Source organism: Pseudomonas sp. (assembly GCF_040514055.1).
In the GTDB taxonomy this organism is placed as follows: domain Bacteria; phylum Pseudomonadota; class Gammaproteobacteria; order Pseudomonadales; family Pseudomonadaceae; genus Aquipseudomonas.
Genome location: NZ_JBEVDL010000079.1, coordinates 15,018 through 28,075, shown reverse-complemented (window position 1 = coordinate 28,075; position 13,058 = coordinate 15,018). Strand labels below are relative to the sequence as shown.

At 65.0% G+C, this 13,058-nt stretch carries 10 protein-coding genes; 4 read left to right on the top strand and 6 right to left on the bottom strand.

Annotated elements, in window-relative coordinates; translation table 11 throughout:
* The first annotated feature begins 140 nt into the window (after positions 1-140).
* Complete coding sequence (locus tag ABWY06_RS20810; RefSeq protein ID WP_353927493.1) at positions 141-3,038, top strand: ATP-binding protein; 2,898 nt, start codon at positions 141-143, stop codon at positions 3,036-3,038.
* 309 nt (positions 3,039-3,347) lie between these two features.
* Here the strand turns inward: ABWY06_RS20810 and ABWY06_RS20805 are convergent, their stop codons facing one another.
* From ABWY06_RS20805 to ABWY06_RS20785, 5 genes are all read right to left on the bottom strand, one after another.
* A complete protein-coding gene (locus ABWY06_RS20805) occupies positions 3,348-3,602 on the bottom strand; it encodes a PA2433 domain-containing protein (RefSeq protein ID WP_353927492.1) in 255 nt (84 codons plus the stop codon).
* Positions 3,603-3,796: 194 nt separating this feature from the next.
* Positions 3,797-4,069, bottom strand: a complete 273-nt coding sequence (locus tag ABWY06_RS20800; protein ID WP_353927491.1) for a PA2433 domain-containing protein — start codon at positions 4,067-4,069, stop codon at positions 3,797-3,799.
* Positions 4,070-4,243: 174 nt separating this feature from the next.
* Entirely contained in the window at positions 4,244-7,060 is a 2,817-nt protein-coding gene (locus ABWY06_RS20795) for an FAD-binding and (Fe-S)-binding domain-containing protein (protein WP_353927490.1), read from the bottom strand.
* A gap of 108 nt (positions 7,061-7,168) precedes the next feature.
* A complete protein-coding gene (lldD, locus tag ABWY06_RS20790) occupies positions 7,169-8,317 on the bottom strand; it encodes an FMN-dependent L-lactate dehydrogenase LldD (RefSeq protein ID WP_353927489.1) in 1,149 nt (382 codons plus the stop codon).
* Between the two features lie 172 nt (positions 8,318-8,489).
* Positions 8,490-10,178, bottom strand: coding sequence for a lactate permease LctP family transporter (locus ABWY06_RS20785; RefSeq protein ID WP_353927488.1), 1,689 nt, complete (start codon positions 10,176-10,178; stop codon positions 8,490-8,492).
* 280 nt (positions 10,179-10,458) lie between these two features.
* Between ABWY06_RS20785 and ABWY06_RS20780 the strand changes: the two genes are divergently transcribed.
* Positions 10,459-11,226 carry an FCD domain-containing protein gene (locus tag ABWY06_RS20780; RefSeq protein WP_353927487.1) on the top strand — a complete coding sequence of 256 codons (768 nt, stop codon included), beginning with the start codon at positions 10,459-10,461 and terminating at the stop codon, positions 11,224-11,226.
* Positions 11,227-11,589: 363 nt separating this feature from the next.
* Here the strand turns inward: ABWY06_RS20780 and smpB are convergent, their stop codons facing one another.
* Positions 11,590-12,072: an SsrA-binding protein SmpB gene (gene smpB / locus ABWY06_RS20775; RefSeq protein ID WP_353927486.1), complete on the bottom strand. Its 483-nt coding sequence runs from the start codon at positions 12,070-12,072 to the stop codon at positions 11,590-11,592.
* A gap of 250 nt (positions 12,073-12,322) precedes the next feature.
* On the opposite strand from smpB, the gene ABWY06_RS20770 reads away from it, so the two are divergent.
* Both ABWY06_RS20770 and ABWY06_RS20765 read left to right on the top strand, forming a co-directional pair.
* On the top strand, positions 12,323-12,757 hold the full coding sequence (locus tag ABWY06_RS20770) for a type II toxin-antitoxin system RatA family toxin (protein ID WP_353927485.1): 435 nt from the start codon (positions 12,323-12,325) through the stop codon (positions 12,755-12,757).
* Positions 12,750-13,058, top strand: a complete 309-nt coding sequence (locus ABWY06_RS20765) for an RnfH family protein (RefSeq protein ID WP_353927484.1) — start codon at positions 12,750-12,752, stop codon at positions 13,056-13,058. The genes ABWY06_RS20770 and ABWY06_RS20765 overlap by 8 nt, the downstream gene beginning before the upstream one ends.

Sequence of the window (13,058 nt, the reverse complement as noted above, 5' to 3'; positions counted from 1 at the left end):
GGGAGCGACTCGCTCGGCTGCACTGCAGGCCGCTGATATCACTTAACCAAGAAAATGCTGGCATGTCTTAACGTCAGACAGTCCGTCACGCGATATCATCCGCGGCTATTGTTAGCGTTGCATTCTCCCGAGAGAGCCTTATGCCGCGACCGTCGCGTTATCCGTTGCGCCAGTGGATCTGGCGTGCCTTTGTGCAAAGTTCGTTACTGCCGCTGATCCTGGTGGAGTCCGGATTGATCACGGTATACCTGCTGACCAATACGGCGATCCGCGATGCCCAAGTGGAGCATCTGCAGCAGAGCGCCCTGCGCGACCTGTCCAGCGCGGTTCAGCGCGAGGGGCAGGTGATCGACAGTCGTCTGCGCCTGGTGGAGTCCCAGGTGCAGATCTACCGTGATGCGGTCAGCACGGCCCTGGAGGACAAGCGCTTTCAACCCGACGCGCTCGAACGTCAGCGCCATGTATTGAGCGAGGATGGCGTGTACTACAGCCGCAGCGACGACGGTCGGGCGGCATCCTTTTATGCCAGCAGCACGCCGGTGGCTCAACAGGACCATGACAAGGCCTTGCGGTTGTCCCAGGTCGATCCCCTGATGCGTTCGATCCGCGCGGTCAACCCGCTGGTGGCGGCGATTTATTTCAATACCTGGGACAGCTACAACCGCATTTACCCGTTTTTTATGACGCCCGAGCAGTATCCCCACGACATGGTGATTCCGGCGTTCAATTTCTATTACCTGGCCGATGCCAAGCACAACCCGACGCGCAAGGTGGCCTGGACCGACGTCTACCTGGACCCCGCGGGTCAGGGTTGGACGTTGTCGGCCATCGCGCCGGTGTACCGTGGCGACTTCCTCGAAGGCGTGGTCGGCCTGGACATGACGGTCGGCCAGATGCTGGCCGAGATCGGCGAGCTGAAGGTGCCGTGGCAGGGCTACGCCATGCTGGTCAATCGCGACCACAGCATCATGGCACTGCCGGCCGCCGGTGAGCACGACTTGGGCCTGCGCGAGCTGACCCAGTACTCCTACGATGAGGCGGTGCGGCGCGAGGTGCTCAAGCCGGAAGATTTCAGCCTGGCCCGTCGTCCCGACATGCAATCGCTGTTGAAGGCCATGGCCGCAGGCAAGAGCAACGTGCAGGAGGTTTCGCTCGGTGGCCGGCAGCAACTGGTGGCCTGGAGCGAGATTCCGCAAACCGGCTGGCGTCTGCTGCTGGTGGTCGATGAAGCGAATATCTTCACTGAAACCAATCGTCTGGCGGAGCGGTACCAGCAGATCGGTTACCTGCTGATCGCCGGCCTGGTGGCCTTCTATGTGCTGTTTTTCGGCTGGATGTGGGTCCGTTCACGGCGCCTGAGCAATGCGCTGATCGATCCGATTTCCGGCATCGTGGCAATGATGCGCCGGCTCGGCCAGGGCGATTACCAGCCGCAGGCCCCGGACACGCCCATCGAGGAGCTGTCGGGAATGGCCCTTGCCGTGCAGCAGACCGGCGCGCAGCTGCAGGCCAGCGAGAACGAACGATTCGAGGCTCAACGCCTGCTCGAACTGGTGCTGGAAAGCACCACTGAAAGCCTCTGGGAAGTCTCCGCGGATGGCCATCAGATCCATATCAGCACCCGTTTTGCCGAGCGCTTTGGTTTACCCTGCGAACGGATGCCCTTCAGTGAATTTAACCAGCGTATTCACCCCGACGACCTGGAACGCGTGCGTCATTTGCGCCTGAGTTTCGCCAGCAGCGGCGAGGACTATTTCGATGCCGAATACCGTTATGCCGATGCCCAGGGCGAGTACGCCTGGCTGCTTAGCCGCGGCAAAGTTCTCGAGCGAGACGCTGAAGGACGAGCCTTGCGGGTGGCCGGTACCCATGTGGCGATTACGCGTCTCAAGCGGGTACAGGAGGAGTTGCGCCGCGCCAGCCTGGAGGCCCAGGCGGCCAGCCAGGCCAAGAGCCGTTTCCTGTCGAGCATGAGCCATGAGTTACGCACGCCCCTGAATGCGATCCATGGCTTCGCCCAGTTGATCGAGCTGGAGGCCCAGGACAAGGCCGGCTTGCAGGTCGAGGTCGGTTATGCCCGTGAAATCGTCAAGGCCAGCCGTCACTTGACCTCCCTGGTGGACGATATCCTCGACCTGTCCAGCAGTGAGACGCGTCGTCAGCAGCTGCAGTTGATGCCGGTGGAAATCGGAGAGTTGTTGGCCAGTTGCGCGGAGCTGATCCAGCCCGAATTGCAGCAGCGCCAGCAACAGCTGCAACTGATGGCACCGGCCAGTTCGCCGCTATATGTGCAGGCTGATGCGCGGCGAGTGCGGCAGGTGCTGCTCAATTTTCTGTCCAACGCCATCAAGTACAACGGTCCGCAGGGCCTGATCAGCTTGGGTTACGAGGTGCGCTCGGATTGCGTGCGGTTGTGGGTCGAGGACAGTGGCAATGGTCTGACCGAGGAGCAGCAGGCGCAGTTGTTCCAACCCTTCCAGCGCTTGGGGCGCGAAAACTCGAGCATTCCCGGGACCGGTATCGGCCTGGTGCTGTGTCGCGAGCTGGCCAGCATGATGCAGGGCGAGGTCGGCCTGCGCAGCGCGCCCGGGCGCGGGACCTGCTTCTGGATCGACCTGCCGGGCTCGGCGGCGCCCGAGTCCACGCTGGTGGAAGCCGAACCGGCGACCTCGGTGCTGGCTACGGTGCTTTGTGTCGAATACCAGCCGGTGTGCCTGCAGGTGCTGCAGGAAGCCCTGCGCGAATTCGCCGAAGTGCGTGGGGCCCGCTCGGTGCAGCTGGCGCTGGATGAATTGCAGCACTGCGTGCCGGCTTTGCTGCTGCTCGACCTCGACCTGCCGGACGGTGACGGGCTGGAAGTGCTCGACGCGGTACGGCATAACCCGCAGTTGCAAGGAGTGCCGGTGCTGGTGATGAGCGCCGCGGTGGGCGAGACCCTGTTTACCCAGGCGCGTCAGCGCGGTGCCGAAGCCTGCCTGGCCAAACCCGTCGACCTGGCGCAGTTGCGTCGCCTGGCGTTGTCGTTGTTGGGGCGCTAGGCGCGGGCGCTGCCGGCCCTACGAAACGGTCGGGGGCTTCAGGTTTCCGCGTGGTGCACGTGTAGGTCGGGTGCAGCCCGCGAGCCGTGGCTGTGTACCCCGCCCTACGGAGCTTGTTGTTGTGGGAGTGTTAAGGGACGGCATTTTCACGCGGTGGGTAGGATGGTGTTGAGCGAAGCGATACCCATCAATTATCAATTGTGTAGTGCGGGAGGCGCGGTGCGTGCGCGCCCCGACGGCCTCGGTCCGAAGCCGGGCTTCCCACAACCACCCGGGGTGACAGTTTCACCGCCCAAGCCGCGGCGCGGGTTATTCGCTGGCTTCGAGCAACTGCAGGGCCTCGCCCAGCACCTTGACCGACTCGCTGTGGTCGCCGGCCTTGTGCAGCGCCTCCCCCTCGGCCCGCAGGCTTTTCACCTTCTCCAGCACCACGGGATCGGCAGGGGGCTCGCTTTTCAGCATCTCGTCGATGCGCGCCATATCGGCGGGGCAGTGCATCGCCCAGGCCGGGGCGCTGCAGAGGGTGGCACAAAACAGACCCAGGCAAAGGGCAAGGCGGCGCATGATGGTGTCCTCGAACGGTGATGGCGCTTTTCACTATAGGTAAAAAGTGTCAGTCGCGAGCGCGGCGATGCTTGGTGCGAGGCGGGCCAGCGGAGGAACGGTAGGACGCTGGGCGTGCCTTCAGCGCCCTCCGCGAGGCGCTAAAACCAGCAGGCCCGCGCAATGGCGGGCCTGGCGGCGTTGCAACGGTGCTATCAACCGGCGTCGGCTTCACCGTTGTCGCCTGGGGCTTCGAGCAGTTGCAAGGCCTTCTGGGCATGGGTGCCGCAGGTTTCCAGGTCGTTGGCGGCACGAGCAGCCTCAGCCGCTTTTTTATGTTCCGCGACCTGTTCCTTGAGCGGCGAAGCCAGGTTGGCATGGGTGGCCATGCTGTCGTCGAGCTTTTGCATGTTGACCGTGCACAGGTCGGCGGCGAAGACCGGGGCCGCTAACAGGGCGGCACTGAAGAACAGGGCAATACGCTTCATGGGGGTATTCCTCTCATCGTTATTGATCACGGTGTTCGCCGGGTGGCGTGATCACCGCTCGAGATCGGCCCAACGCATCGGGCTTGAAAAATGGACTGCCGCGATTTGAACAGGGTTCAGTATTTTTCCGGCCGAGCAGTCGCTTCCCCGTAGCGGTTGTGTCCAGATTGAGGGCTAAGAGGCAGGCTTGGCCTGGGTCACCCGGTCCACCAGGTAGACCAGGCCGTGGTAGTCGATGCCACCGTGCTGGCTCAGGCCGATCTCGCAGGTGCGGCTGGTGGAGATGCCCTCGCTGCAGTGCTGCACAGCGTCCTTCAGGCTACGCAGCGCATGGCGGTTCAGCTGCGGCGTGGTAAAACCCTTGTCGCCGGCAAAGCCGCAGCAGTGGATGCCTTCGGGGATCACTACCTGGGTGCTGCAGCGGCGGACGATTTCGATCAGGGCCTGGGCCTCGCCAAGGTGCTGGGTGCTGCAGGTGACATGCACCGCGACTGGCTCCGCCTGGGGGGTGAAGGTCAGACGATCGAGCAGGTGGGTGCGAATGAATTTGACCGGATCGCAGATGTTCAGCCGGCTGTCCGCCAGGTCCTGGATCAGGCGCAGGGTGCAGGGGCTGGTGTCGCAATAAACAGGGTCCAGGCCGCCGCGACTGGCCTGCAGCAGCGCATCGAGCAGCTCACGGCGCTTGTCGTCGGCCTGTTGCGGATAGCCTTTGGAGGCGAACGGCTGGCCACAGCACAGGCCGTCCAGGCCGGCCGGAACCACCACTTGGTAGCCGGATTTTTCCAGCAGGGCGAAGGTCTTGCCGGCCAGCGACATCTGCTCGCGATCGCCCGATGCCGGGCCCATGACCCGGCTGACGCAGGCGGAGAAATACACCACCCGTGGTCGCGTGTCGCTGGCGGCGGGTACGGGCAGGCGGATGACCCGCTCCGGTTGCGGCAGGGCCGGGTTCCATTCGGGCACGCGTCCGCCTGAGGCTTTGCTGAAAGCCTTCGAGGCCTTGCTCAGCAGGGGCGCACCGAGCATCAGGCGCGCGCCATTGGCCACGTGCAATACCAGGCGCGCGCCCTGCAGGCTCTGGGCAAAATGCGTGGACAACCAGTCGGCCCGCTTGCCATGAGGGGCATCCAGGCTGCGCAGTTTTTTCACCAGGGCGCCGGTGTTGATGCCCACCGGGCACCGCTGGGCGCAGAGCCCGGTCGCGGCGCAGGTGTCCAGGCCTTGTTTCTGGTAAGCACTTTCCAGCGCGGTGGTGTCGATGCCGGCACGCTTGCGCGCCTGGATATCGCGCCAGATGACGATGCGCTGGCGCGGGCTGAGGGTCAGCCCCTGGGACGGGCAGACCGGCTCGCAGAAACCGCATTCGATGCAGGTGTCGACCAGCGCGTCGGCGGCGGGCAGCGGCTTGAGGTTTTTCAGGTGGATCTGGGGATCCTCGGACAGCACCACGTCGGGGTTGAGGATGCCCAGCGGATCGAGCAGGCGCTTGATTGCCCACATCAACTGGTAGGCTTCCGTGCCCCACTCCAGCTCGACGAAGGGCGCCATATTGCGTCCGGTGCCGTGCTCGGCCTTGAGTGCGCCGCCGAATTCCACCGCCACCAGCTGCGCCACCTCCTGCATAAAGGCGTCGTAGCGGGCGACCTGGCGCGGGTCGTCGAAACCCTGGGTAAAGACGAAATGCAGGTTGCCCTCCAGGGCATGGCCAAACAGTATCGCCTCGTCGTAACGGTGTTTCTCCAGCAGCTGCAGCAACCGGTTGACCCCCTCGGCCAGGCGCTCGACCGGGAAGGTGACGTCCTCGATGATCACCGTGGTGCCGGTCGGGCGCATGGCCCCTACCGCCGGAAACGTCTCCTTGCGGATCTTCCACAGCTGCTCGTAGACCCGCGGGTCCTCGCTGAAGTCGACGCGCTTTTCCAGGGGGAAGGGCGCCACGGCGGCCATGATTGCCGCGATCTGCTCGTGCAGCAGCGACTGGCTGGCGGCCCGCGATTCGATCAGCAGGGCGCAGGCGCCGGCAGACAGCGCCTTGACCCAGTCCGGCATGCCGGCCATGTCCTGCACCGAACGCAGGCTGCGGCGGTCGAGCAACTCCACCGCCGAGACCGGCTGCAGCTTGAGCAACGGTACCGCCTGGCAGCAGCTTTCCACGTCGGGGAAGACCAGCAGGGCGCTGGCCTTGTGCGGGTGGTCGGGCACCGTGTCGTAGGTCACGGCGCTGATAAAACCCAGGGTGCCTTCGGAGCCGACCATCAGGTGGCAGAGGATATCCAGCGGGTCGTCGTAGTCGACCAGGGCGTTGAGGGAAAAGCCGGTGGTGTTCTTCAGCCGGTACTTATGGCGGATCCTGGCCGCCAGCGCGGGGTTGCCGCGGGTGTCGCGACCCAGCTGCGCCAGCTGCTCGAGCAGCGCCCCGTGGCTCTGGCGCAGCGCCGCGACACTCTGCGGATCTTCGCTGTCCAGCACAGTGCCGTCGGCCAGTACCAGGCGCAGCCCGGCCAGGGTCTTGTAGCTGTTCTGCGCGGTGCCGCAACACATGCCGCTGGAGTTGTTGGCGACTATGCCGCCGATCTTCGCCGCATTGATCGACGCGGGGTCCGGGCCGATCTTGCGTTGGAAGGGCGCCAGCAGGGCATTGGCATGGGCGCCGATCACCCCGGGCTGCAGGCGAATGCGCAGGCCGTTGTCGCGCACCTCCCGGCCGTTCCAGTGGTCGCCCAGCACGATCAGCACCGAGTCGGAAATCGCCTGGCCGGACAGGCTGGTGCCTGCGGCGCGGAAGGTCACGGGCACCCGCTCGGCGCCGGCCAGCTGCAGCAGCCCTATCACCTCGGCCTCGCTCTCGACCCGCACCACCAGCTGGGGGATCAGCCGGTAGAAACTGGCGTCGGTGCCGAATGCCAGGGTCGACAGCGGGTCGTCGAAACGTCGTTCGGCGGGGATCAGACGGTCAACGGCGGCGAGAAAGGCGGCGGGCAGGCTCATGCAGGCTCCGGATCAGTGGGCGGGCCGCGCAGCGGCCGGCGGGTAGGTTAGTGCAAGGCGCAGTGATAGGAGTGGCCGCGTCGGCGAAAGTCGCAGCGCCTTTTGCCGTTAGCCGGGCCGCAGTTCGCGGACCAGCGACTCGGCACTGATAGCCTGGATCGACTTGGCGCCGGTCAGCACCATGGCCACGCGCATTTCCTTCTCGATCAACTCCAGCAGATGGCTGACCCCGGCCCCGCCGGCCGCCGCCAGGGCATAGACGTAGGCCCGGCCGAGCATCACGCTGTCGGCGCCGAGGGCGAGCATGCGCACCACGTCCAGGCCGCTGCGAATGCCCGAGTCGGCGAGGATGGCCAACTGGCCCTTGACCGCATCGGCGATGGCCGGCAGGGCATGGGCGCTGGACAGCACGCCATCGAGCTGGCGGCCGCCGTGATTGGATACGACTATGCCGTCGGCGCCAAAGGTAACCGCATCCCGGGCGTCCTGCGGGTCGAGGATGCCCTTGATGACCATCGGGCCGTCCCAGAAGTCGCGGATCCACTCCAGGTCCTTCCAGGAAATCGACGGGTCGAAGTTGGCGCCCAGCCAGCCGATGTAGTCCGCCAGGCCGGTGGGATTACCCCGGTAGGCGGAGATATTGCCCAGGTCGTGGGGCGTGCCCAGCAAACCCACGTCCCAGGCCCAGCGCGGGTGGGTCATGGCTTGCAGCATGCGCCGCAACGGCGCGCGGGGGCCGCTCATGCCCGAGTGGGCGTCGCGGTAGCGTGCGCCCGGCACCGGCATGTCGACGGTGAAGACCAGGGTGGTCACCCCGGCCGCCTTGGCCCGCTCCAGGGCGTTTTTCATAAAGCCGCGGTCCTTGAGCACGTAGAGCTGGAACCACATTGGCCGCTCGATGGCCGGGGCGACTTCCTCGATCGGGCAGACCGAGACGGTGGACAGGGTAAAGGGCACGCCATGGGCCGCGGCCGCCTTGGCCGCCTGCACTTCGCCGCGGCGCGCGTACATGCCGGTCAGGCCCACAGGCGCGAGGACCACCGGCATGCTCAGGGTTTCCTTGAACAGGCGGGTTTCCAGGCTCAGTGTGGACATGTCGCGCAACACCCTCTGGCGCAGGGCGATGCCGGCCAGGTCCTCGACATTGCGCCTGAGCGTGTGTTCGGCATAGGCGCCGCCGTCGATGTAGTGGAACAGGAACGGCGGCAGCCGGCGTTGGGCGGCGGCGCGGTAGTCGGTTGCGGCGGAGATGATCATGGGTGTCTCATCCGGTTGTAAAAAGTAAAACCACACTGTGTCGAACGGATCTCGCGAGCTGGAGCCAGACCAGGCAGAGAGGGCCGAGGGCACGCACTTTACGAGGTGTAAAGAAGCAGCCCGAGGCCATGCCTAACGCTGGATCGCCGACGCGCAGCCGGTCCGAATGTCCTCAGTGCACCAGCATGCCGGTGAAGACATAGGCCTGAGCCAGGGTGATCAGACCGACAAAGGCGGCGAAGATCAGGCTGTGCTTGAGGGTGAAGCGAAACAGGTCGGCTTCCTTGCCCACCAGGCCGGTGGCGGCGCAGGCCACGGCGATCGATTGCGGCGAGATCATCTTGCCGGTCACGCCGCCACTGGTGTTGGCCGCCACCAGCAGGGTATCGCTGACGCCGATCTGGTGCGCGGTGGTGGCCTGCAGGGAGCTGAACAGGGCGTTGGACGAGGTGTCCGAGCCGGTCAAAAACACCCCGAGCCAGCCGAGGAAGGGCGAGAAGAACGGGAAGGCCGCGCCGGTGCCGGCCAGTACCAGGGCCAGGGTGGAGGACATGCCCGAGTAGTTGGTGACGAAGGCGAACGCCAGCACCATGCCAATCGACAGAATCGGCCAGCGCAGCTCGACCAGGGTGTCCTTGAAGGTGGTCAGGCCGGTCCTGGCGCTGATCTTCAGTACGACCATGGATATCAGCGCGGCAAAGAAGATCGCCGTGCCGGTGGCCGAGACCGGGTCGAGTTTGAACACCGCCGGCATGGCGGTCGGTGCCGTGACGATTGGCGCGACCTTGATCACCAGCTGGTCCAGGTGCGGGATGGCGAAGGTGAACACCCAGCTGTACAGCGCGCCGCCGGCGGCGAACAGCGCTTTGAAGGGTTTCAGGGTCCAGAGGGTGACCAGCACGGTGAGGATCAGGAATGGCGACCAGGCCTTGAGGATCGCGCCGAACGCATAGGGCGACGGCGTGGTGCTGCGCTGGCCGCCGAAACCACCCATCACCGCGGCACTGGCCGGCGACACACCGGCCACGGCGGCGCGGGCGGCCCGTGCCGGTTGCCAGACTTTCAGGAACAGGGTGAGCGATACCAGACTGACCAGGGCCGAGGTGATGTCCGGCAGTTCCGGGCCGATGTAGTTGGAGGTGAAGTACTGGGTGACGGCAAAGGACACCCCGGCCACCAGGGCGGCCGGCCAGGTTTCCCGGATGCCGCGCCAGCCATCCATCATCGCCACCAGCCAGAACGGCACGATGATCGACAGCAAAGGCAGCTGGCGGCCGGCCATGGCGCCGATCTTGAACGGGTCGATGCCCGTGACCTGGCCGGCGACTATGATCGGGATGCCCAGGGCGCCAAAGGCCACCGGCGCGGTGTTGGCGATCAGGCACAGGCCGGCGGCATACAAGGGGTTGAAACCGAGGCCGACCAGCAAGGCGGCGGTGATGGCCACCGGCGCGCCGAATCCGGCGGCGCCCTCGAGGAACGCGCCAAAGGCGAAGCCGATCAGCAGCACCTGCAGGCGCTGATCGTCGGTGACCGACAGTACCGAGCTGCGAATGATCTCGAACTGGCCGCTCTTGACGGTCAGCTTGTAGAGAAACACCGCCGCGACGATGATCCAGGCGATGGGCCAGAGGCCATAAGCGAAGCCATAACCGGCAGCCGCGAACGCCATGTCCAGCGGCATGCCGAAGGCGAAGATGGCGACCAGGATCGACAGTCCCAGGGTAATGCTGCCGGCCACATGGCCCTTCAGGCGGAACACCGCCAGGGCGAGGAAAAAGAACACAATGGGGATAAGGGCCGCCAGCGCGGACAGGCCTAGGCCGCCAAGTGGGGTGTACAGCTGTTGCCAAGTTTGCATCGTGGCTCCCGGATTTATTCTTGTGGTGGGCAGTCGTTGGCCGCAGGTCCGGATGGGTGCCGGCTAGCGTGATGTTTTTGGTAAATTGGTAATACCAATTTACCGCTGACGGTAGCCAGGGTAAAAGCCTTGGGGTAGGCCTGTCAATTTCCTGTCCTACAACTTTGGTCGCGGGATACTGGCTGATACCCGGCGTTGCTCCGGCGGGTGAGCCTGGGTAGGCTGGCGACCAGGCGCGACGCAGAGCGTCCGGCGCAGGTGGTGCAACAGAGGAAGGGTTATGGGGTTCGGGCAAGTACAGTCGCGCCGTTTGTCGGACGATATCGTCGACAAGCTGGAAGGGATGATTCTCGAGGGGTCGCTGAAGGCGGGCGAACGGCTGCCGGCGGAACGGGCGCTGGCCGAGCAGTTCGGCGTGTCACGCCCCTCGTTGCGCGAGGCCATGCAGAAACTCGCTGCCCGAGGCCTGCTGGTGAGTCGGCAGGGGGGCGGCAACTACGTCGCCGAGTCCTTGGGTTCGACCTTCAGCGACCCGCTGCTGCAGCTACTGGAGAGCAACCCCGAGGCCCAGCGCGATTTGCTGGAGTTTCGCCATACCCTGGAAGGCTCCTGCGCCTTTTACGCGGCGCAACGGGCCACCGAGCCCGACCGCCAGCGCCTGACGGAAGCCTTCGAGGCCCTGCAGGATTGTTATGCCCGCGCCGGTTCGGTCAGTCGGGCGGAAGAGGGCGCCGCCGACGCGCGCTTCCACCTGGCGATCGCCGAGGCCAGCCATAACGCGGTACTGCTGCACACCATTCGCGGGCTGTTCGATTTGCTCAAGCGTAACGTAGTGACCAACATCGGCGGCATGTATGCCCAGCGCAGCGAAACCCGCGACAAGCTGATGGAGCAGCACGGTGAGCTGTATCGGGCGATCATGGAGGGGCGTGCCGAGCAGGCGCGGGCGCTGTCGGACCGGCATATCCATTATGTGCAGGAGGTGCTGGCCGAGGTGCAACAGGAAGTCCAGCGCACCGCCCGGGCGGAACGGCGCCAGGGCTTGTAGCTAGGCGCCCCCCGACTTGATCGTTGCCACGCTCCGCGTGGAAATGCAGCCTTTGACGCTTCGCGTCCCCTGCACAGCGGTTCAGTAGCGTGCGGCGGCTACACAAAGCGTCGTAGAGCAGCTCCCACGCAGGAGTGTGGGAGGCATCGGTTCTTTGTAGGGCGGGCAACGCCCGCGAGTTCTGGCGAATTGATCGTTGCCACGCTTCGCGTGGAAATACCGCCTGGGACGTGCTGCACCGCTGCGACGCGGAACCTGGGCGCCATCGGTTGGTGCCCGGCGGCGGCCCTGGATACTCGCCTGCGCGGGTATCACGGTCTTAGGGACGCCACCTCAGGGTTTTTCCCGAGGCGGGCAAACGCCCTAGTCGTCCTTGCCCTTGCTGCGCACGGCCCGCTGCAGTTCGCGATCGGAGTCGCGTTCGCGTTCGGTGTGGCGTTTGTCGTATTCCTTCTTGCCCTTGCCCAAACCGATCTCGCACTTGATCAGGTGTGCTTTCCAGTAGATCGACAGCGCCACGCAGGCAAAGCCCTTCTGCTGTACCGAGGCGGCCAGTTTTTCCAGCTCGCGTTTGTTCAGCAGCAGCTTGCGCGTGCGCACCGGGTCGGCGATCACGTGGGTGCTGGTGGCGGTCAGCGGCGCGATATGGCACCCCATCAGCCAGGCTTCGTCGTTCTTGAGCAGCACATAGCTGTCGACCAATTGGGCCTTGCCGGCACGCAGGCTCTTCACTTCCCAGCCAGCCAGCACCATACCTGCTTCGAATTTGTGCTCGATGAAGTAGTCGTGACGGGCTTTCTTGTTTTGGGCAATGGTGCCCTGAGGGTGTTTCGTTTGTTTGGCCATAGGGGGCGCATTATAGGGAGTCGCCGGCCGGCTGGCGACAGTTTAGGCGTCGCGGTGTGCAATCCTGCGGCACTTATAGGTCGTTGTCCGGGGGGTAGGATTCGGGCTCAGGCTTGAGGGCGCGCGGCGAATCTCGGACAATGGCGGTTCTTTTCACAGGTATCACGAGCGCACACATGGCTGACGACAAGGTTTCGATCCCGCTTGCCCGGGCGAACGAGGTGCCGGGCCCTGTCGGTGCACGGCGCCCATGAGCACCCATATCCAGCGTTCGGCGCTGCTGCCCTATCCGGCCCAGGTACTATACGACCTGGTTAATGACGTCGCGCGTTACCCCGAGTTCTTGCCCTGGTGTTCGAGCACCGAGGTACTGGAAGCGGACGCCACCCAGATGCGTGCCAGCCTGGGGGTGGCCAAAGGCGGGCTGCGCCAGCGTTTTGTTACCCGCAACACCCTGGTTTTTGGCCAGTCGATCGAAATGAACCTCGAGGAAGGGCCCTTTACCCAACTGCACGGGCTGTGGGTGTTCAAGGCATTGGGCGAGAAAGCCTGCAAGATCAGCCTGGACCTGACCTTCGATTACGCCGGTCCGTTGGTGCGGGCAACCCTGGGGCCGCTGTTCAACCAGGCGGCCAACACCCTGATGGACGCCTTTTGCCACCGCGCCAAACAGCTGCATGGATGAGCTCGCCATAGAAGTGGTGTTTGCCCTGCCCGAGCGGCAGCGCCTGGTTCGGCTGAGCGTGCCGCGGGGCACCTCGCTGCGCGAGGCGGTGTTGCGTTCGGGCATCGCGGCGGACTTTCCGGGGCTGGACCTGCTGGCCTGCCCGCTGGGCATCTTCGGTCGTGCAGTGGCCGACCCCGAGGGCTATGCACTGCAGGCCGGTGACCGGATCGAGCTGTACCGGCCGTTGCTTGCCGACCCCAAGGAGGTCCGCAAGCAACGCGCCGCCCGTGCCGCCCAGGCCAAGGGCGAGCGGGGTTGA

Bases quoted from the DNA above. Each gene is read 5' to 3' on its own strand.
- ABWY06_RS20810 (WP_353927493.1), top strand. From the start codon at position 141: ATGCCGCGACCGTCGCGTTATCCGTTGCGCCAGTGGATCTGGCGTGCC.
- ABWY06_RS20805 (WP_353927492.1), bottom strand. From the start codon at position 3,602: ATGCGCCGCCTTGCCCTTTGCCTGGGTCTGTTTTGTGCCACCCTCTGC.
- ABWY06_RS20800 (WP_353927491.1), bottom strand. From the start codon at position 4,069: ATGAAGCGTATTGCCCTGTTCTTCAGTGCCGCCCTGTTAGCGGCCCCG.
- ABWY06_RS20795 (WP_353927490.1), bottom strand. From the start codon at position 7,060: ATGAGCCTGCCCGCCGCCTTTCTCGCCGCCGTTGACCGTCTGATCCCC.
- lldD (WP_353927489.1), bottom strand. From the start codon at position 8,317: ATGATCATCTCCGCCGCAACCGACTACCGCGCCGCCGCCCAACGCCGG.
- ABWY06_RS20785 (WP_353927488.1), bottom strand. From the start codon at position 10,178: ATGCAAACTTGGCAACAGCTGTACACCCCACTTGGCGGCCTAGGCCTG.
- ABWY06_RS20780 (WP_353927487.1), top strand. From the start codon at position 10,459: ATGGGGTTCGGGCAAGTACAGTCGCGCCGTTTGTCGGACGATATCGTC.
- smpB (WP_353927486.1), bottom strand. From the start codon at position 12,072: ATGGCCAAACAAACGAAACACCCTCAGGGCACCATTGCCCAAAACAAG.
- ABWY06_RS20770 (WP_353927485.1), top strand. From the start codon at position 12,323: ATGAGCACCCATATCCAGCGTTCGGCGCTGCTGCCCTATCCGGCCCAG.
- ABWY06_RS20765 (WP_353927484.1), top strand. From the start codon at position 12,750: ATGGATGAGCTCGCCATAGAAGTGGTGTTTGCCCTGCCCGAGCGGCAG.